22 protein-coding genes, 2 tRNA genes and 1 riboswitch are annotated in these 18794 nt (G+C 67.4%); of the genes, 15 read left to right on the top strand and 9 right to left on the bottom strand.

The genetic code is table 11. The annotated features are described in order from the left end of the window. Positions 1-47: 47 nt before the first annotated feature. A complete protein-coding gene (locus MJ603_RS15645) occupies positions 48-1052 on the bottom strand; it encodes an aldo/keto reductase family protein (protein ID WP_243064680.1) in 1005 nt (334 codons plus the stop codon). Positions 1053-1146: 94 nt separating this feature from the next. On the opposite strand from MJ603_RS15645, the gene dinB reads away from it, so the two are divergent. Beyond that, entirely contained in the window at positions 1147-2427 is a 1281-nt protein-coding gene (dinB, locus tag MJ603_RS15650) for a DNA polymerase IV (RefSeq protein ID WP_243064681.1), read from the top strand. Between the two features lie 29 nt (positions 2428-2456). Here the strand turns inward: dinB and MJ603_RS15655 are convergent, their stop codons facing one another. After that, on the bottom strand, positions 2457-3377 hold the full coding sequence (locus MJ603_RS15655; protein WP_243064682.1) for an endonuclease/exonuclease/phosphatase family protein: 921 nt from the start codon (positions 3375-3377) through the stop codon (positions 2457-2459). Positions 3378-3470: 93 nt separating this feature from the next. Here MJ603_RS15655 and MJ603_RS15660 point away from each other — a divergent pair, with 93 nt between their 5' ends. After that, the gene (locus tag MJ603_RS15660) at positions 3471-3815 is read left to right on the top strand and encodes a hypothetical protein (RefSeq protein ID WP_243064683.1); all 345 of its coding nucleotides are present in this window, start codon (positions 3471-3473) and stop codon (positions 3813-3815) included. Here MJ603_RS15660 and MJ603_RS15665 read toward each other — a convergent pair. Beyond that, positions 3784-3993, bottom strand: coding sequence for a hypothetical protein (locus MJ603_RS15665; protein WP_243064684.1), 210 nt, complete (start codon positions 3991-3993; stop codon positions 3784-3786). The two genes, MJ603_RS15660 and MJ603_RS15665, sit on opposite strands and share 32 nt — an antisense overlap. A 91-nt stretch (positions 3994-4084) precedes the next feature. After that, positions 4085-4195: riboswitch (TPP riboswitch) on the top strand. A gap of 62 nt (positions 4196-4257) precedes the next feature. Here MJ603_RS15665 and MJ603_RS15670 point away from each other — a divergent pair. From MJ603_RS15670 to MJ603_RS15690, 5 genes are read left to right on the top strand one after another with little or no spacing between them, the layout of a single operon-like run. Next, a complete protein-coding gene (locus MJ603_RS15670) occupies positions 4258-4941 on the top strand; it encodes an ECF transporter S component (RefSeq protein ID WP_243064685.1) in 684 nt (227 codons plus the stop codon). Then, the gene (locus MJ603_RS15675; RefSeq protein WP_243064686.1) at positions 4942-6453 is read left to right on the top strand and encodes an ABC transporter ATP-binding protein; all 1512 of its coding nucleotides are present in this window, start codon (positions 4942-4944) and stop codon (positions 6451-6453) included. After that, entirely contained in the window at positions 6450-7247 is a 798-nt protein-coding gene (locus MJ603_RS15680) for an energy-coupling factor transporter transmembrane protein EcfT (protein WP_243064687.1), read from the top strand. Before MJ603_RS15675 ends, MJ603_RS15680 begins: the two co-directional genes overlap by 4 nt. Positions 7248-7269: 22 nt before the next feature. Further along, positions 7270-7839 carry an ATP-binding protein gene (locus tag MJ603_RS15685; RefSeq protein ID WP_243064688.1) on the top strand — a complete coding sequence of 190 codons (570 nt, stop codon included), beginning with the start codon at positions 7270-7272 and terminating at the stop codon, positions 7837-7839. A 46-nt stretch (positions 7840-7885) separates the two neighbouring features. Then, the gene (locus MJ603_RS15690) at positions 7886-8146 is read left to right on the top strand and encodes a hypothetical protein (RefSeq protein ID WP_243064689.1); all 261 of its coding nucleotides are present in this window, start codon (positions 7886-7888) and stop codon (positions 8144-8146) included. A gap of 11 nt (positions 8147-8157) precedes the next feature. Here MJ603_RS15690 and MJ603_RS15695 read toward each other — a convergent pair whose 3' ends face one another. Next, the gene (locus MJ603_RS15695; protein WP_243064690.1) at positions 8158-8505 is read right to left on the bottom strand and encodes a metallopeptidase family protein; all 348 of its coding nucleotides are present in this window, start codon (positions 8503-8505) and stop codon (positions 8158-8160) included. A 152-nt stretch (positions 8506-8657) separates the two neighbouring features. Between MJ603_RS15695 and MJ603_RS15700 the strand changes: the two genes are divergently transcribed. Then, positions 8658-10010 (top strand): protein kinase, encoded by a 1353-nt coding sequence (locus tag MJ603_RS15700; protein WP_243064691.1) that lies wholly within the window; start codon positions 8658-8660, stop codon positions 10008-10010. A gap of 300 nt (positions 10011-10310) precedes the next feature. Beyond that, positions 10311-11621 (top strand): FAD-binding oxidoreductase, encoded by a 1311-nt coding sequence (locus MJ603_RS15705; protein ID WP_308220609.1) that lies wholly within the window; start codon positions 10311-10313, stop codon positions 11619-11621. A 72-nt stretch (positions 11622-11693) separates the two neighbouring features. On the opposite strand, the gene MJ603_RS15710 is transcribed toward MJ603_RS15705, so the two are convergent. Together MJ603_RS15710 and orn are read right to left on the bottom strand one after the other, a co-directional pair. Beyond that, positions 11694-11769 (bottom strand) — tRNA-His (locus MJ603_RS15710). Between the two features lie 35 nt (positions 11770-11804). Then, positions 11805-12425 (bottom strand): oligoribonuclease, encoded by a 621-nt coding sequence (orn, locus tag MJ603_RS15715; RefSeq protein WP_243064693.1) that lies wholly within the window; start codon positions 12423-12425, stop codon positions 11805-11807. Positions 12426-12514: 89 nt separating this feature from the next. Between orn and MJ603_RS15720 the strand changes: the two genes are divergently transcribed. Together MJ603_RS15720 and MJ603_RS15725 are read left to right on the top strand one after the other, a co-directional pair. Next, positions 12515-12775 carry a thioredoxin family protein gene (locus MJ603_RS15720; protein WP_243064694.1) on the top strand — a complete coding sequence of 87 codons (261 nt, stop codon included), beginning with the start codon at positions 12515-12517 and terminating at the stop codon, positions 12773-12775. A 45-nt stretch (positions 12776-12820) separates the two neighbouring features. Beyond that, positions 12821-12896, top strand: a tRNA-Arg gene (locus tag MJ603_RS15725). 6 nt (positions 12897-12902) lie between these two features. Here the strand turns inward: MJ603_RS15725 and MJ603_RS15730 are convergent. After that, positions 12903-13793: a sigma-70 family RNA polymerase sigma factor gene (locus MJ603_RS15730; RefSeq protein WP_243064695.1), complete on the bottom strand. Its 891-nt coding sequence runs from the start codon at positions 13791-13793 to the stop codon at positions 12903-12905. Positions 13794-13867: 74 nt separating this feature from the next. On the opposite strand from MJ603_RS15730, the gene MJ603_RS15735 reads away from it, so the two are divergent. The 4 genes from MJ603_RS15735 (at position 13868) to nadE (ending at position 16701) form a co-directional block, all read left to right on the top strand. Then, positions 13868-14473 carry a YceI family protein gene (locus tag MJ603_RS15735; protein ID WP_243064696.1) on the top strand — a complete coding sequence of 202 codons (606 nt, stop codon included), beginning with the start codon at positions 13868-13870 and terminating at the stop codon, positions 14471-14473. Between the two features lie 108 nt (positions 14474-14581). After that, on the top strand, positions 14582-15118 hold the full coding sequence (locus tag MJ603_RS15740) for a GNAT family protein (RefSeq protein WP_279239485.1): 537 nt from the start codon (positions 14582-14584) through the stop codon (positions 15116-15118). A gap of 33 nt (positions 15119-15151) precedes the next feature. Further along, entirely contained in the window at positions 15152-15817 is a 666-nt protein-coding gene (locus tag MJ603_RS15745; RefSeq protein ID WP_243064698.1) for a hypothetical protein, read from the top strand. A 62-nt stretch (positions 15818-15879) separates the two neighbouring features. Next, positions 15880-16701 carry an ammonia-dependent NAD(+) synthetase gene (gene nadE, locus MJ603_RS15750; protein ID WP_243064699.1) on the top strand — a complete coding sequence of 274 codons (822 nt, stop codon included), beginning with the start codon at positions 15880-15882 and terminating at the stop codon, positions 16699-16701. A gap of 85 nt (positions 16702-16786) precedes the next feature. Here the strand turns inward: nadE and MJ603_RS15755 are convergent, their stop codons facing one another. Together MJ603_RS15755 and MJ603_RS15760 are read right to left on the bottom strand one after the other, a co-directional pair. Continuing rightward, positions 16787-17491: a hypothetical protein gene (locus tag MJ603_RS15755; protein WP_243064700.1), complete on the bottom strand. Its 705-nt coding sequence runs from the start codon at positions 17489-17491 to the stop codon at positions 16787-16789. A gap of 100 nt (positions 17492-17591) precedes the next feature. Then, the gene (locus MJ603_RS15760; RefSeq protein ID WP_243064701.1) at positions 17592-18605 is read right to left on the bottom strand and encodes an aldo/keto reductase; all 1014 of its coding nucleotides are present in this window, start codon (positions 18603-18605) and stop codon (positions 17592-17594) included. Positions 18606-18794 lie beyond the last annotated feature (189 nt).

Raw genomic sequence — 18794 nt, forward strand, 5'->3', positions numbered from 1 at the left:
CGAATGCGCAAACCGGCCGCGGACGAGGTCGACTCGGCTGGGAGACCCTACGCGACGCGCGTCGGGGGCGAGGTGGTGAGGGACGGGTCCGTCTTCGCTACCGGGAGGATCACGTCGTCGATGCGCTTGAGCACGTCGGCGTCGAGCTTCACGCCGGCGGCCGCGGCGTTCGACGCGACCTGCTCCGGACGGGATGCCCCGACGATCGCACCCGCCACGTTCGGGTTCTGCAGCACCCACGCCACCGCGAGCTGGGCCAACGTGAGACCTGCCTCGTCGGCGATCGGCTGAAGATTCTGCACGGCCGTCAGAACGTCGTCGGTGAGGAAGTTCTTGATCGCACCGGCGCCGCCCTTCTCGTCTGTTGCGCGGCTTCCCGCGGGAAGCTCGGCGCCCGGCTTGTACTTGCCCGTGAGCACGCCTTGCGCGACCGGCGACCAGACGATCTGCGAGATGCCGAGCTCCTTCGACGCCGGGACGACCTCTCCCTCGATGACGCGCCACAACATGGAGTACTGGGGCTGGTTCGAGACGAGCTGGAAGCCGAGTTCGTTCGCGAGGGCATGGCCGGCACGCAGCTGCTCGGCGTTCCATTCGCTGACGCCGATGTAGAGTGCCTTGCCGGCACGCACGATGTCGGCGAACGCCTGCATCGTCTCCTCGAGTGGAGTCTCGACGTCGTACCGGTGCGCCTGGTAGAGGTCCACGTACTCGGTGCCAAGGCGACCGAGCGAGCCGTCGATCGACTCGAAGATGTGCTTGCGGCTGAGGCCGGTGTCGTTGTGACCGCGCGGGCCGGTCGGCCAATAGACCTTCGTGAAGATCTCGAGCGACTGCCTGCGTTGACCCTTCAGCGCGTCGCCGAGCACCTGCTCTGCCGCGGTGTTGGCATAGGCATCCGCGGTGTCGAAGGTGGTGATGCCCGCGTCGAGGGCGGCGTGAACCGACTCGGTGGCCGTGTCGTTCTCCACCTGGGAGCCGTGGGTGAGCCAGTTGCCGTAGATGATCTCCGAGATCTTGAGTCCGCTGTTTCCGAGGTATCTGAAGTGCATGTGTTCAACGTTATCTGCGCGGCCCGGATGCCATCACGGCTGTGCCGTTCGACGGGCTCGATCGACTGTCGGCGGCAGGTGCGACACTGAGGGCGTGGGACGCGGCGATGGACGGGACAGACAGGTCACCGTCGGACCGGTGGACGACGCGGGAGCAACGAAGCTGCACGTCGACATGGACGCGTTCTACGCAGCGGTCGAGCTCCTCGATCGGCCGGAGTTGCGCGGGCGTCCGGCGATCGTCGGCCATGCGTCTGGGCGTTCGGTGGTCTCCAGCGCGACCTACGAGGCTCGCAGGGCGGGCGTGCGCAGCGCGATGCCCGTATCGCAGGCATTGCGACTCTGCCCGAGCGCGGTGGTGCTCGAGCCGCACTTCGACAAGTACGCGCTCTACTCGCGGCAGGTGCTGGACATCCTGGGCGACGTCACGCCGCTGGTCGAGCAGGTCAGCATCGATGAGGCCTTCCTCGATGTCGCGGGCTCGGTGCGGCTTCTCGGGTCGCCGTCGACGATCGGTGCAGCGATCCGGCGCCGTGTGCTTTCTGAGACCGGTCTGGTCTGCTCCGTCGGGGTCGCGGGCACCAAGTTCATGGCGAAGCTGGCCTCGACGACGGCGAAGCCCGACGGGATGCTCGTCGTTCCGGTGGCCGACACCCTGACCTTCTTGCACCCTCTGCCGATCGGCGCGCTCTGGGGTGTCGGACCCTCGACACAGGAGACCCTTCACCGCTACGGGTTGCGCACGGTGGGCGACGTCGCTTCGACACCACTGGACGTGCTGAGGCGCTGGGTCGGGGACGCCTCTGGCGTGAAGCTGCACGAACTGGCGAACGGCATCGACACCCGACAGGTGGAAACCGTCACACGCGAGAAGAGCATCGGACACGAGCAGACGTTCGAGCACGACCTGACCGACCTGGTCGAGTTGCGTCGCGAACTGCTGAGGCTTTCGACCCAGGTGGCAGCCAGGCTGCGCAAGCACGGGCTGGCCGCACGCACCGTCGCTCTGAAGCTGAGGTTCGTGGATTTCCGCACCATCTCGCGGTCGCGAACGCTCGGTGAGCCGACGAATGTGGGCAAACGCATCTTCGAGGAGGTCTCAGAGCTGCTGGAGGCGGCGCTGCCTCAGGGCGGCGCGGTGCGGCTGATCGGCGTTCGAACCGAGCAGCTGATGCCGGATGGCGACGGGTCTCCGCTCCTCTGGGATCCGGACGAGGACTGGCGCGACGCCGAGCACGCCATCGACAAGGTCGCCGCGCGTTTCGGAGGCGGCCTCGTGACGCCGGCCGCGCTGGTGGGTCGCGCGCCCCGGCGTGTCGGCGACACGCTGAACGCCAAGGTGATCACGGAGCGCGAGGGGCGTAGCGATGGCTGATGGGCATCCCGTGCGTTCGACAACGGCAGCTAGCGCAGCGAGACGTCGATGCCGCGATGGTCGCTGCCGTTGGCAGGCAGAACCGTGCTCGTCACGGTCGTGAGTCCGCGGGTGAGCAGATGGTCCACTCTCGCGAACGGGAACGTCGACGGCCAGGTGAAGCCGAAGTCGAACGTCGAGGTGGGCGCCTCGGTCACCGTCTGTTCGAGCTGGCGGAATTCCCGGTCGGTCGATGCCGCATTGAAGTCGCCGACGACGATCACTCGCGAGTCGGAGGCGCCGTCCAGCGTGTTCTTCAAGGCCGCGAGCATGGTGTCTCGCTGCCGGTATTCGCCGAGGCGAACGGATGCCATGTGCACCTCGAACACCCGTACCGGTCCGTCTGCGGTGCTCACATCCACACTGAGTGCGCGGTTCCAGCCCAGACCCAGCTCGAGCGGCTCGCCGTGGGTGAGCGGTGTCTTGCTCCACACGCCGATCGTGCCTACCACGTAGCTGTGCGGATATGCCGACACGAGCATCCGCTCCGCGATCGGCGTGGACTTCGCATCGAGCTCCTGCAGAGCGACGACGTCGGCATCCCGCGACACCAACGAGCCGATGGTCGCGGCCGGGTCGTGGTTGTCGGCGTCGATGTTCTCGCTGACGACGTGCAGGTTCGCGGTCAGGGTCGAGTTGTGCGGCACCAGCGTCGGCACGAACAGCACGGCCCATGCGATGGCCGCGAGTGCGACACCGATCCAGGCGAACAGCGACGTGCGGCCGATGACAGCGGCCGCCACCAGCGCGACGATGGGTACCCATAGCCAGGGAAGGAAGGTCTCCAGCAGTGAGATGTAGCCACCGACATCGGGGATCCAGGTATGCGTCAACAGCACGAGGGCGGTGATCGCTCCGAGCACGCCTACGACGATGCCGCGATCGGAAGGGCGTCGTCGGGCTTTCGGCACCCGTCGATTATGGCGTGGCAGCCTTTGCATCGAATACACGGTTCGCACAGGATGCGTGGGTGCGATCCGCCGGGCGGCGAGTAGCGTTGCACCATGGCAGACCTCGTGCTCAAGCTCGCCGATTCCGTCAAGTCCACGGTGGGGGTTCACACCGCATACGGCGAGGCGGTGACTCTCGACGACGTGACGGTGATCCCCGTTGCCGTCGCCTGGTTCGGATTCGGGGCGGGAGAGGGACCTCAGGAGCCCGACGTCGGCTCCGGTGGGGGCGGTGGAGGTGCCAGCCTGCCGATCGGCGCCTACATCAAGGACAAGACGGGAGTTCGGTTCGAGCCGAACCCGATCGCATTGCTCGCGGTCGCCATTCCGTTCGTCTGGGTCGCCACCAGGGGAATCGCGCTGGTATTCAAGGCTTTGCGGAGGCGTCGCCGCCGCTGACCGCCCGCGTCGCAGCATCACGCGCGGCCGCGGTCCTCGCGGCGGCGGCCCGTCGAGCCGTCAGTTCGGCCTTCCGCTGGGCGGCAAGCCGTTCGAACTTGCGCATGCGTACGATCATCAGCCGCAGGAGCAGCACGAATGCGAGTGCGAGCACGAGGAGCACCCACATGATGACCATCGACGTCTCCTCGGTTGCGTGCGAGCACCTCGCACGAGGCACCGCCGCCTTGCGCAGACAGCGCGACACGGCGCTAGCTGACTATACTCGCCACTGAAAACACGGGAGTCCGGTGAGCCGGGCTGAGAGGAAGGTTCTCCAACCTTCGACCGTCGAACCTGATCTGGGTCATGCCAGCGCAGGGAGGCATCTCTGGGGGGCTTCGCATCGTGCGAAGCATCCACCCGTGCCCACGTTTCGTGATTGAACGGAAGGGCACGTATCGTGCACGCAACCATCGCAGCAACCTCGGCACCCGTCAGACGGATCTCTCGCTGGCGAGTCGTCGACATCATCATCGCCGCCGTCGTGGGAGTCGCCTCCGGCGTCATCTTCTGGGCGTGGGGCCTGGCCTGGACCCCGCTCTCCGCGGCCCTCACCTTTCTCGGTCCGGGAGCGGCCGGCCTGCTCTCTGGCGGGTGGCTGTTCGCCGGCGTGCTGGGCGGTCTGATCATCCGAAAGCCGGGCGCTGCGCTTTTCACCGAGATCGTCGCAGGGGTCGTCGAGATGCTCATCGGCAACGAGTGGGGTTTCACGAACTTCATCTGGGCCGCCGTCGAAGGGGCCGCGGCCGAGATCGCCTTCGCGATCCTGCTGTACCGGGTGTGGAACCTCGGCGGTGCGCTCTTCGCGGGAGCACTCGCCGGCGTCTCGACAGGTCTTCTCGACACGACGTTCACCTCGCTCGCCGCGCTGGATGCCGGGCAACGCTGGCTCTACATCGGCACCTCGGTGCTCTCCGGCGTCGTGATCGCCGGACTCCTGGGATGGCTCGCCGTGCGAGGTCTCGCCGCCACCGGCGCGCTCAGCAGGTTCGCATCAGGTCGTGGGGCGCGCATCGTCGACGACGGCGCGGATCTGCACGAGCAGTCGGCCGGACCGGTCGGCTCGTCAGGTGGCGCCGTCTAGATGACATCCCAGCGCACGGCGGGCGGTGCCAGGGTGCTCGCACGCGGCTGGGGCTGGCGTCACGCCGGCCGGTCGCGATGGGCCGTGCGCGACGTCGACCTGCAGATCGAACCGGGTGAGCGGGTTCTCCTGCTCGGCGCCAGCGGAGCGGGAAAGTCGACGCTGATGCAGGCGATCGCGGGTGTTCTCGGCGGCGATGAGGAGGGCGATGCCGCCGGAACACTCACGATCGACGGGCTTCGGCCCGCTGACGCACGCGAACACGTCGCGCTCGTCCTGCAGGATCCCGACTCCCAGGTCGTGATGGCCAGGCTCGGCGACGACGTGGCCTTCGGCTGCGAGAACGCCGGGGTACCTGCCGAGGAGATCTGGCCGCGCGTCGAGGGCGCACTGCGCGATGTCGGCCTCGACCTTCCGCTGTCGTCCTCGACGTCGGCACTGTCCGGCGGACAGAAGCAGCGTCTGGCCCTCGCGGGTGCGATCGCGATGCGACCGAGACTCCTTCTGCTCGACGAGCCCACCGCCAACCTCGATCCGGCCGGGGTCGAGGAAGTGCGGGATGCCGTCCAGCGGCTCTGCCGTGGCAGCGAGGCGACCGTGGTGATCGTCGAGCACAGGGTCGCGGTGTGGTCGTCGCTGGTCGATCGGGTCATCGTGCTCGACGAAGCCGGCGGCGTGCTCGCCGACGGTCGACCGGACGACGTGCTCGACGGACAGCGCGCCGCGCTGGACGCTGCGGGAATCTGGGTGCGGGGAGCGGCATCCGATCGCGTGCGTGGACAAGCGGGAGCGGGGGATTCCCTCCTCACTGCGGAGTCGCTGAGCGTTGGTCGTACGCCGTTCGGGGTGCGCACGGTGCAGCTGGCGGCATGCGGCATCGACTTCGCGGCACAGCGCGGCAGGACCATGGTGGTCACCGGGCCGAACGGAGCGGGAAAGTCCACACTCGCCCTCACCGCCGCCGGCCTGCTGCGACCGATCGACGGACGCCTGGCGGCAACGGATGCCTTCCGCCGCGGCCTCGCCCCGGAGCCGGCGCGCTGGCGGTCTCGCCAACTCGTCACGCGCATCGGCACGGTCTTCCAGGATCCGGAGCATCAGTTCGTGCGCTCCACTGTGCGCGACGAACTGGCCGTCGGTCCTCGCGCGGCCGGAGTCGACCGTCGTTCCGCTGACGCACGCGTGGAGGAGCTGCTCGTGCGCCTGCGCCTCGGCCGCCTTGCTGCGGCGAACCCATTCACGCTCTCCGGCGGCGAGAAGCGCAGGCTGTCGGTCGCGACCGCGATCGCGACCAGGCCCGACCTGCTCGTGCTCGACGAGCCGACGTTCGGCCAGGATGCCCGCACCTGGCGCGAGCTCGCCGCGCTGCTCGCCGAGCTGCTCGACGACGGCCACGCCGTGATGGCGGTCACGCACGACGACGCGTTCGTGCGTGCGCTCGCCGACGATGTGCTCGAGCTCGGAACGACGACGGAGCCCCTGCAGAGCGAACGAGTGGAGGCGAGGCAATGAGCCTTGTGCTGACGCCGGATATCCGCTCCAGCCGCATTGCCGCCGTCAATCCCGTGGCGAAGCTCGCGGCTGCGCTGCTCATCTCGCTCACCCTCGTGCTCACCATCGATTGGGTCTCTGCCGGCGTCGCACTCGCGCTCGAGGCCGTATTGCTGCCGTTCGCCGGCGTCTCCGCCAGGCAGTTCTGGCTGCGAACCGCTCCGGTGTGGATCGCCGCCGCCGCGGCGGCCGTCGCAACGGCGCTCTACGGTGCAGACTCCGGGGCGGTGCTGTGGGGCCTCGGCCCCGTCACGGTGACCGAGGGATCCCTTGCCCTCGCGGGAGCGATCGCGCTCAGGGTGCTGGCCATCGGCATCCCCGGAGTGATCCTGTTCGCCACGAGCGACCCGACCGACCTGGCCGACGGACTCGCGCAGCTCGTCCACCTGCCGGCGCGTTTCGTGCTCGGGGCGCTCGCCGCGCTGCGTCTCGTGGGACTGTTCATCGACGACTGGCGTGCGCTGGGGCGTGCCAGACGCGCACGGGGCATCGGCGACGGGGGAGGCCCGATCGGTGCCATCGGGAGGCTCGGCTCCCGATCGTTCGCCCTGCTCGTGCTCTCCCTGCGTCGGGGCAGCAAGCTCGCGACGGCCATGGAGGCCAAAGGCTTCGGCGGCCCGGCGCCCCGCACCTGGGCGCGGAAGTCGCGGTTCACTCGTCGTGACATCACGATGATCGCGCTCGGGGCTGCCATCGCGGCATTCGCCACGACAGCGGCCGTGCTCGCGGGGAGCTGGTCCTTTGTCGTCTCCTGATTCGGGCGGCGATCGTGCCGCCGTGCCGGTCGACCGCTCCACGCCTCTCACGATCGTCCGCGCGGCCCTGGCGACCTCGTCATCGCCCGTCGTGCTCATCGACGGTCCGAGTGGAGCGGGCAAATCCCGCCTCGCCGATGCGGTCGTGGTGGCGTGGCCTGGCGCGAACGTGGAGCTCGTGCGCATGGACGACATGTATCCGGGGTGGGAAGGACTGGCCGCCGCGTCGGCACACCTGCGCGAGGACCTGCTCGGGCCACTGCGTTCGGCGGGCACCGGGCGCTGGCGCGGCTGGGACTGGGCAGCGTCGGCGCCCGCGGCGTGGCACAGCGTCGCGGGTGGGCATCCGCTGGTCGTCGAGGGCTGCGGATGCCTGACCCGCGCGACCGCGCCCCTCGCCGACCTGCGCGTCTGGCTCGGTGCCGACGACGACGTACGCAAGCGTCGGGCGTTGGAGCGTGACGCCGGCGGGTTCGACGCGCACTGGGATCTCTGGCAGAGGCAGTGGGAGCAGCTGGTCTCACGCGAGTCGCCACGCACGCTCGCCGACCTGGTATTCGACGGCACGCCGGAGGCGCCGGGTCCCGACTGACGGCCGCCTGCGCCGCCTGCGAACGCTCGCGCGGTACCGTTAGGTCATGAGCGACAGCGCAACCGAGTACATCGTCGAGTATTCCGACGGCCCGCTGGCCGGTACCAGCGAACGCCGCTTTCTCGTGGGGGGCCGGTACGATGAGAGCCTGAACGCGGTTGCCGCCATCGACGGCGTCGAATCGCTCTTCAAGTACAACGCGCTCGACAACCGTGAGATCCAGGGTGAGCTGCACGTGCGGTACTCGTTCGACCGCTCAGACAGCGACCCGTTCGAGAGCGATCCCGAGGACGACCCGGCCCGTTGATACGAACGGCGTCACGCCCAGCCGAGCTCGTGGAGTTCGGAGTCGTCGATGCCGAAGTAGTGCGCGATCTCGTGCACCAGAGTGACGTGCACCTGATCGCGTAGTTCTGATTCGTCGCCGCAGATCGACAGCAGCGGCTCGCGATACACGATGATTCGGTCGGGCATCTCGCCGAAGCCGTAGCGATCCCGCCGCGTCAGCGAGATCCCGTTGTACTCCCCGAGCAGGCTCAGCGAGCCGTCGGCCGGTCGGTCCTCCACCAGGAAGGCCACATTCTCGATGCCGTCCACCATGTCGTCTGGCAGGGCGTCGAGCTCGTCGATCACAAGTCGCTCGAACTCGTCTGCAGCCATGCTCATCACGACACCAGCGTGCCACGGCCTCCTGCGACGCGCGTGAGCAGGATGTCGTGCGTAACCGAACGCGCGCACGTCACGTTCGTCGCGTACACTCGTTCGACCAGCCCTCCCCGCCGCCCGAGCCGATAGAGCTCGCCCGACTCGAGGACCCGATGTCCGAAGTCCCCAGCACCATCGCCCCCACGACGCAGGTCGTGCCTGCGGCTGCGACCGGGCGACCCCCATCGCGCTATACGATCACCGGCACTTTCGGCGAGGGCGGCATGTCCGTCGTCTATTCGGCCTTCGACGAGCATCTGCGTCGTGAGGTGGCGGTCAAGGTCTTCACGAAGCCGATCTCCGGCACGGACTCCGAAGAGCAGCAGCTCGAGATCGATGTTCTCGCCGGCCTGAACCACCACGCGGTGGTGACGCTGATCGACGCGGGTATCGCGCCGGATCCCGATGGGGTCGAGCACCGTTACCTCGTTCTGGAGCCGGTGGACGGTGCCGATCTACGGCGTCGGCTGGCATCCGCACGTCTTTCCTTGCGGCACATCGCGGAGATCGGTTACGACCTCGCAGAGGCGCTCGAGTACGTGCACCGCCACGGTGTCATCCACCGCGATCTGAAGCCGGGCAATGTTCTCGTCGTGACCGACGGCGATGACGGCGGACGTGCCCGCGCCAAGCTCACCGACTTCGGTATCGCGCTGTCGTCCGGCATCGCCCACGTCACACGACCGGAGGGAACGACAGGAACCGCCGCCTACCTCAGTCCCGAGCAGGCAAGGGGTGACGTACTGACCGGCGCGAGCGACGTGTATTCGCTGGGCCTCGTGCTGCTGGAGTGCCACACGGGTCGTCTCGCGTTCCCCGGTGCTCCGGTCGACTCGGCGATGGCTCGCCTCAGCACCGATCCCGAGATCCCCGCCGAGCTTCCCGAGCAGTGGCGCTTGCTCCTGACGGCGATGACGGCGCGTGAGCCGAAGGACCGTCCGGCGGATCACGAGGTGGTGCAGGCGTTGCGCGATCTCGTCGTCGCGGAGGGCAGCCGGCACCGGGCATCCTCGGGCCTCACTGCTCCCGAGCTGTCGACGGCGCGCGCGTTCGAAACCATCGCAGCGATCGCGGCGCGCACGTTCGACGTACCGGTCGCCGTCTTGAGTCTCGTGCACGACGGAAAGGTGCAGTTCGCAGCCCATCACGGCGTGCCCGACGCCCGGATGCCTGCCCTCGAGTCGATCTGCTCAGGAGCGTCGTCCAGCGGGCCGTTGATCGTCGAGGATGCCGCGACCGACCCGCGAGTGATGACCCACGAGCTCGTCACCGGCGAGTTCGGCCTGCGCTTCTACGCGGGCATCCCGGTGCGGTCTGCGGAAGGGGCGGTCGTCGGAACGTTGTGCGTCGTCGACTCCCGCCCTCGCACCGTCGCAGCGAACGAGCTGGCCACCCTGCACGACCTTGCAGGGTTGGCAACGGTCATCCGAGGCACTGAAGCCGCGATCGAGTCGGCGTCGGCCTGAACGCCGCCGCGGCATCCGCGCGGGAAGCCTACGACCAGGGACCGGGTGCGGGCGCAGGCGTTGTCGCTTCGCTGCGCACGGATGCCCGACCTCGCCGAGTCCGACCGTAGCGGCCGCCTGCCCGTTCTGAGCGCCGTGTCACGTTTGCGGTGCTCCGATTGTCAAACCAGTAGCGCGTGTGGATAGCGCAGCCCCCGCACGCGATGCCCGTGTCTCACGAGCAGTCCGGGCCAACTACTGGAGGAAAAACTCACGAGTTCAGCGCTCAGTGCTCTCCGTCGCGAATTCCGCGGCGCCATCATCGAACCAGGCGAGGCGGACTACGCGGCCGCCGCGCGTTCCGTCCTCGCTGTCGGAACCCCTGCGGTCGTTCTGCAGCCCCTGGATGCCGCCGATGTGCAAGCGGCCGTCAGGTTCGCCGTCGCGTCGGGGCTCACGCTGTCCGTGCGGGGCGGAGGTCACTCGTTCGCGGGTTTGGGCACGAACGACGGCGGCGTCGTCATCGATCTGCGCAACCTGGCGGAGGTGGAAGTGATCGACCGCGAGCGCGGCATCGTGCACATCGGTGGGGGAGCCACCTGGGGTGAGGTCGCGGCGGGGCTCTCACCCTACGGCTTGGCGATCTCCTCAGGCGATACGAAGAGCGTCGGAGTCGGCGGTCTGACCTTGAGCGGTGGAATCGGCTGGATGGTGCGCAAGTACGGACTCGCGCTCGACGGCGTGGTCGCCGCCCGGGTGGTGACGGCCGATGGCGAACTCGTGCGTGCCGACGACGAGGAGAACCCCGAGCTGTATTGGGCGCTTCGTGGTGGCGGCGGCAACTTCGGCGTGGTAACTGCGTTCGAGTTCCGGGCGCATCGTACGAGGGACGTCTACTTCGGCGCGATCGAGTTCCCCGCCGAGGAGGCGTCGAAGATCCTGCCGGGGTGGGCGGACTATCTGCGGAACGCTCCCGACGAGCTGACATCCATTGTGAACTTCGCCAATCCGTTCGCCGGCGGAGTGGATGCCCCGGTGCAGGTGATGGTCGCCTTCGCCGGCGACGACGAGCGGGCGGCCGCCCGCGCGATCGATCCGATCCGCCGACTCGGCACCGTGATACGTGACGATGTCACGTTGAAGGCGTATTCCGATGTTCTGGTCGACGGTGGAACGCCGCCCGCCGGCATCCGATTCGTCGCTCGGGGTGCATTCGTCGAGGAGACGTCCGTTCCCGACGTGCTGCAGATCCTTCTCGAGGTCGGAGCGTCGGAGCGATCGCCGTTCATCTCGCTGAGGGCTGTCGGCGGGGCGGCGTCGCGGGTAGCAGAGGATGCGACCGCATACGCGTACCGTCAGGCGGAGCTGATGTTCGTCACGAACACGGCGGGCCCCGAGCACGTCGTCGACGCCGCGCGTCCGGCACTGAACGCCATCTGGAAGCGGCTCGCCCCGCACACGAGTGGCGCCTACGCCAACTTCCTCACGACGGCCGCCCCCGAAGACGTTGCGGCCGTCTACCCGCCTGCAACACACCGACGCCTTGCGGCCGTGAAGCGTCACTACGACCCGCGGAACGTCTTCAGCGGCAACCACAACGTGCTGCCTGCAAGTAATACAACCTTGGAGTGATCGCCGCTGTGCGGCTCAACCCCTGCGTCGGCCTCGGCAATTCGAGCCAGCTCGATTGCACTCGGCCTTCCTTGGGGTGAGTAACGGGGCTTGAACCCGCGACCTCCTGGACCACAACCAGGCGCTCTACCAGCTGAGCTATACCCACCATGATGCTCGCGTGCGAACAACCAGACGAGTCTATTACATGCGAGGGGCCCAGATTTGCACGACCTCGGCCGCGATCTTCTGGCACTGGTCGGACGTAGGTCCGGGTGCGCCGGTGAACACGGCGCGACGGTAGTAATCGAGCTCTCGAATGGACTCGAGGATGTCGGCCAGCGCACGGTGGCCACCGTTCTTCTCAGGCGCATTGAAGTACACGCGCGGGAACCAGCGTCGGGCCAGCTCCTTGATCGATGACACGTCGACGTTGCGGTAATGCAGATGTGCGTCGAGGCGCGGCATGTACTTGGCAAGGAACATGCGATCGGTGCCGATGGAATTGCCGGCGAGAGGGGCCTTCTGCTCGTTCGGCACGAACTTGAGAATGTACTCCATCACCTCGTACTCGGCCTCGGCGAGACTCTTGCCGTGCGGAATCTCTTCGATCAGCCCGCTCGTCGTATGCATCTGCCGCACGAAATCGCCCATGTGGTCGAGGGCGCTCTGATCGGGTTTGATGACGATGTCGATGCCCGGATCCAACGGCACGAGGTCGAAGTCGGTGATCACGACGGAGATCTCGACGAGTTCGTCGGCTTCGAGGTCGAGCCCCGTCATCTCGCAGTCGATCCAGACCAGGGCGTCGTTCGCAGTCGGCATGCGCGCAAGTCTATCGACGCCCTCCGACGTCGTTGCCGACGGATGCCTGTGCGCAGCCCGCGTGGGGCCGCCGACCTAGACTTCACACCGTGGAGTTGCAGCTGTACACATCGGCGTTCTGCGAGCCGTGCATGCAGACCAGGGGAGTGCTCGCCGAAGCCGGGCGCTTGGTCCCTAATGCCAGGGTGACCGAGTTCGACGTCGTGCGTTTCGAGGAGCGCGCGCGGGCTGCTGGCATCCGCACGACGCCTACGGTCGTTGTGCTCGACGGTGATGGTGAAGAGGTCTTCAGGGCTGACGGCGTGCCCAGCCTCGCCCAGGTGCTCGTCGCCGCGGCCAAAGCGGTTTGAGCGTCGCCCTGCTGTACCCTGGAAGCCGCTTGAGACAAGCCGGCCGCCCCCGTAGCTCAGCGGATAGAGCAGGAGCCTTCTAATCTCTTGGTCGCAGGTTCGATTCCTGCCGGGGGCACCAGAACATTCAGAGCGCCGCGACGTCGAGTCCGAGCCCCTTCAACCGATCGGGATCGGCGAGGATCTCGATCTCGCTGATCGTGTCGCCCGAGAACGTGAACGCCATCACGGCGCCGACCTGCGCGTTCAGCTCGATCACGACGCCGGCCGATCCGTTCACCATCGCCGGGTGCAGAATCGCCGCCGACTGGTGGAACTGCTTCGCGTGTGCTGAGACCGCTGCACGTCCTTGCAGCCGCGTGGTCGCAGCCGGCAGCCCTGTGCCGCCGTCTGACCGCAACACGACGTCGGGTGACAGCAGCGCGAGAAGGTCGTCGAAGCGACCGGCTCTGGATGCTGCGAAGAAGGCATCCACGATCTCCCGCTGCCTGCCTGTGTCGGTCTCGAGCGTCGTGGCATCCGCGCCGCGCACTCGTGCCCTCGCTCTGCTCGCCAGCTGACGCGCTGCGGCCGGGCTGCGGTCGAGCATCGAGGCGATGTCGTCGAACGGCACGTCGAACATGTCGTGCAGCACGAAGGCGAGCCGTTCCGACGGCGTGAGCGCATCCAGCACAACCTGCAGCGCGAGACCGATGGAGTCCGCCAGCACGGCCTCCTCCTCCGGGTTCGGCCCCCCGAACGCGCTCACGACCGGATCCGAGACGTGCACCTCCAGCGAGTCCTCCCGTCTGGTGCGGCGCGACCGCAGCATGTTCAGGCTCACTCGCGCCACGATGGTGGTGAGCCAGGCGGAAAGGTTCTCCACTCCATCGGCGTCCGCCCTGCTGAGACGGAGCCACGCCTCCTGCAAGGCGTCGTCGGCATCAGCGACCGAACCGAGCACACGATAGGCCACCGAGCGCAGCCGCGGCCTGTTCTGCTCGAAGCCGTCCGCGAGCCATTGCCTGTCGTCGGTCATCCGTCACACTCCTTCGTCGAGCCGTGTCGATAGTGATGACACCTGAAATGCAGGCGATGTGACAGGAGACAACCATGCGGACACCGACAGGGCAACAGAGCGCACCGGGCAACATCACTTCTCGGGCTGCGGATGTCCCGGCCGTGGTCCGGACGACGGACACGGCTCCGCTGCTCGCGCGCGGTGCGACCGGCCATTGGGACCTCGATGCCGCTGTCTCGAGCGTGCGGTTCACGACCGGCTTGCTCGGCGGCCTCGTCCCTGTGCGGGGCGGCTTCCGTGATGTCGACGGCCACGTCGAAATCGGAGCGAACGGTGACGTGACAGGAGGGATGGCCGCGCTGGCGGTATCCGTCGACACGCACAACGCGCGCCGCGACCGACACCTGCGCTCCGCGGCGTTCTTCGATGTCGAGAACAGCCCCCGCATCGAGTTCGCGGTCGACGGCATACAGCCCTCGCACCGCGGCGTCGCGGTGACCGGGATGCTCACCGTACGCGACATCTCCCGAGAATTCACCGTCGAAATGAGCGGATCTCTGCTGGGCGAGGCAGAGGTGTGTCTCGACGGCGTCGTGACTCTCGACAGGCGTGAAATCGGCATCACGTGGAACGCGCTCGGCATGGCATCTGCTGTCGTGACCGTTGCTGTGCACGCCGTGTTCCGCAGACGTGAATGACCTGACACATGCTCAGGTCAGTGGCTCGGTCCACACGGGTTCCATTTATGCTCGTGGCATGCCAACGTCTGAGGCGCATGGATGATCCCGCTCGAATTCGATCGGCCAATGCAGACGCCGCGGCTGACGATCAGGCTGATGACCGACGCCGACATCGACGCGATCACGGCACATGAGTCGCGCGCGGATGTCTGCGAATACCTGCTCTACGAGCCCCGCACTCGAGACGAGGTCGCTGAGAAGATCGCCGACTGGGCGATCCGCACCAGGCTCAGGCGTGACGGGGACTTCCTGCAGCTCGCTGTGGCGTTGAACGACGGGCGCGTCATCGGCGAGCTGTACTTTTCGCTCGTCAGCGTGGAGCACGAAACCGCAGAGATCGGCTGGGTGCTCAATCCCGACGACCAGGGACGCGGCTACGCGGCCGAGGCTGCGGCTGCGCTCCTCGACCTCGGCTTCGGGAGAATGCGCTTGCATCGCATCAAGGCGGAGCTCGCTCCCGAGAACACCGCGTCCGTCAGCCTCTGCCTGAGACTGGGCATGCGCGAGGAGGCGCATTTCGTCGAGGACATGTTCGTGAAGGGGAGTTGGGAGGACACCGGCGTCTATGCGCTGCTCCGCAGGGAGTGGGAGGCGCAGGCCTGAGTTGCCCCCTGACATCCGGATGTCGCATGTCGGATGCCTGAGGCAGCATTCCTCACGAAGGCAGGCGGGAGGACGCTGATGACCGAGCGGAATCGGGTCACGCCGATGGGCGAGATCGTCTCGATCCCTCTACGCGGTGCGTGGACGGGCAATCGGGGTCGGCTGCACGAGGGCCACGACATTGTGCGCTTCCATTCCGGTGCGCTCTGGTTGATCTGCGCCCTCCAGTTCCGCGGGCGCTGGCAGGAGCAGTGGAAACCGCACCATTACACCTTCCTGTTCTTCCACGACGAAGCTGTCGCGTTCGCGGCAGGACACCGGCCGTGCGCCGAGTGCCGTCACGGCGCCTATATCGACTACCTGGATGCCTGGACCTCCGAGCTGGGCGGCCCTCGCCCGTCCGCCGCCCAGGTGAATGCCCGGCTGCACGCCGAGCGTCTTCACCAGGGCACGCACCGTCGGAAGCTCCACGACTCCGCCTGGCGCGACATCCCGAACGGGGCCTTCGTGCTCGAGAGCGGAACTCCGAAGCTCGTGCTCGACGACCGGCTCGTCGAATGGACGGTGGAGGGCTATAGCGCGGTGACCTCCCGACCGCGAAGCGGATCGTCGACACTGATCACACCTCCCTCGACTGCCGCCGTGCTGCGTGCCGGATACCCCGTGCAGATCGACGCCGCAGCGCTTTCCGCGTCCTGACGCTCGCTGATCGAGAACAGCACGTTGCGTGGGCGAAACACGAGCGGAATAGGGTGCAAGGTATGCGCGAACTTCAGGCGGAGATCATCCGCGAGCTCAACGTGAAGGCCACCATCGACCCCGCGGCGGAGGTGGAGGCCAGGGTGTCCTTCCTCGTCGACTACGCACGGGCATCCGCTGCCCGCGGCTTCGTGCTGGGCATCAGCGGCGGGCAGGATTCTTCACTCACCGGCAAGCTCTGCCAGCTGGCGGCCGAGCGGATGCTGGCTTCCGGCCTCGACGCCGAGTTCATCGCCGTTCGGCTGCCCTATTCCGTGCAGGCCGACGCGGACGACGCTCAGCTCGCACTGGACTTCATCGGCCCGCAGCACACCATCGAGTTCAACGTGCAGCGAGGAGTCGACGGCATCGCCGCTGAGTTCGGCGACGCTGCGGGCGAGCCGATCCGCGACTTCACGAAAGGCAATGTCAAGGCCAGAATGCGCATGGTCGCCCAGTACGCGATCGCCGGACAGCGCGGGCTCCTCGTGGTCGGCACCGACCATGCGGCCGAGGCGGTGACGGGCTTCTTCACGAAGTACGGCGACGGGGGAGTGGACCTCACCCCGATCACCGGGCTCACCAAGAGCCAGGGCAGGCAGCTGCTCGAGTACTTCGGCGCTCCTGCCAGGTTGTACGAGAAGTCGCCGACCGCAGACTTGCTCGACGACGCTCCAGGTCAGACCGACGAAGACAACCTCGGCGTCAGCTACCGGGACATCGACGCCTACCTCGAGGGGCTCGACGTCGATGAGGATGTCGCGCAGGCGATCGAGGACAAGTACCTGGCGACCGAGCACAAGCGACGGGTCCCCGCTACGCCGTTCGACTCCTGGTGGCGCTGACCAGCATGATGTGACGAGCATTCGCCGAGACGAGGAAGGGTGCACCGGCAACTTCCGGTGCACCCTTCCTCGATCGATCGGGCGCTCAGTCCGCGCTGAGCCCCGTCGGCTTACGTGCCGCGTAGGCGCCGACCGGATCGGAGACGTCGTCGTACGCGCTCAGCACCTCGGTCTTGTCTTTCGCCGGGGCCGGTGCGTCGACCGCCGCCGTCGGCTTCGTGTCGGAGAACTGTTCGTGGTGCTGCTCGGCAACCCACTGATCCTGCTCGGAGAGCGTGGTCTGCTCGCTCGTCGTGCGCTCGAAACGCCAGCGCTCGAGGTCCTCGAGGAATAGCCGCCGCGTGCGGCGCGGTTTGTTCTGCCATTCCACGAGTCGGTCGCGGAACTCCACGATGGCCGGTTCGAGATTGTACCCGTACGTGGCCGAATTACGCTTGAGCTCCGCGAGCTGGTGAGCAGCCCAGTCGGCCGCGACCGCAGCACCCTTGAGGGGCAGCAGACGCACCAGAATGTCGGACTGGCCCACGGAACGATCGGAGAGAACCTGCTCACCTGGAGTGAGGGAGTTCCAGACGGATGCCTCGACAGCGGCATCCACGAGGGCTGCTACGGCTGCGGCCTTCTGTTCACGCTCGGCGCGTGACAGCAGCCCACGGATGGCGCCACGCGCGATCCATGCCGAAAGCAGTCCGGCAACGATGATGGACACGAGCAGGACGGCACCGGCGAAGATCACCGGCTGAGCGTCGTGCGACGTGAGCCATTCCCAAAAGTCATTCCACCACTGCATGCAGCGAACGCTACCGGGGCGTATGACCCGTGACGGTGAGGCGTGCCGAGGGGAGTCGGATTCGTCTACCTGCTCCGGCTCCCTCTCGGCGTGCGCGTGCTCAGGATGCCGGGCGCCCGGTCCCGTCGATGGCCAGCGGCTCGATCGCGGCGAGCTCGTCTTCGGTGAGAGGGGCGGCATGCACGGCGGCGATGTTCTGCTCCAGCTGCGCGACGCTGGATGCCCCGATCAGCGCGCTCGACACCTGCGGGTGCCGCAGCACCCAAGTGAGCGCAAGCTGGGCCAGGGTCTGTCCCCGCCCGGCCGCGATCTCGTTCAGTGCCCGAGCGCGTTCCAGGTATTCGCCGGTGATGTTCTCCGCATGCAGAAACACACTGGTGGCAGCACGGGAGTCGTCGGGGATCGACCCGGAGAGGTAGCGATCGGTCAGCAGACCCTGGTGCAACGGGGAGAAGACGATGGCGCCGACGCCCAGGTCGTCGAGGGTCTCGAGCAGCCCATGCTCGACGTGCCGGTTGAACATCGAGTAACTCGGCTGGTGGATCAACAGCGGCACGCCTTCGGCCGCCAGGGCCGCCGCGGCAGCCTTGGTCTGCTCTGGGCTGTAGTTGGAGATTCCCGCGTAGAGGGCCTTGCCCTGGCGCACGGCCGTCGCGAGTGCGCCCATCGTCTCCTCGATCGGCGTCTCCGGGTCGGGACGATGCGAATAGAAGATGTCGACGTAGTCGAGTCCGAGGCGGGTCAGCGAACGATCGAGCGACGAGAGCATGTACTTGCGCGAGCCCCATTCGCCATACGGGCCGGGGTGCATGTAGTACCCGGCCTTCGTCGAGACGATGATCTCGTCGCGGTACGGCGCGAGGTCCTCCGCGAAGATGCGGCCGAAGTTGGTTTCGGCGGAACCGGCGGGCGGTCCGTAGTTGTTCGCAAGGTCGAAGTGCGTGACGCCGAGATCGAAGGCGCGTCGCACGACAGCACGCTGGGTCTCGACCGGCCGTGTGTCGCCGAAGTTGTGCCAGAGGCCCAGGGACACGGTCGGAAGGCTCAGCCCGTTTCGTCCGACGCGGCGATAGGCCATCGAGTCGTACCTGTGGGAATCGGCGAGATATGTCATGTCTGAATCGTATTCAGCGGTGCGCGCCGCCGCTGATCGACGTGGTGCATCCCTCCCTCCCCAGGAGCGGCTGAGGCGCCGTTGTCCCCGAAGTCGGACCCCGGTCCGCCGCGCCGCCGCTCATGTGACGACAGTGGAATCCACGAACCTCGGCTGCCTCGGCTGTCGGGCCGTGATCCACGACCGCGA

The organism is Humibacter sp. RRB41 (assembly GCF_022761015.1).
Classification (GTDB): Bacteria; Actinomycetota; Actinomycetes; order Actinomycetales; family Microbacteriaceae; genus Humibacter.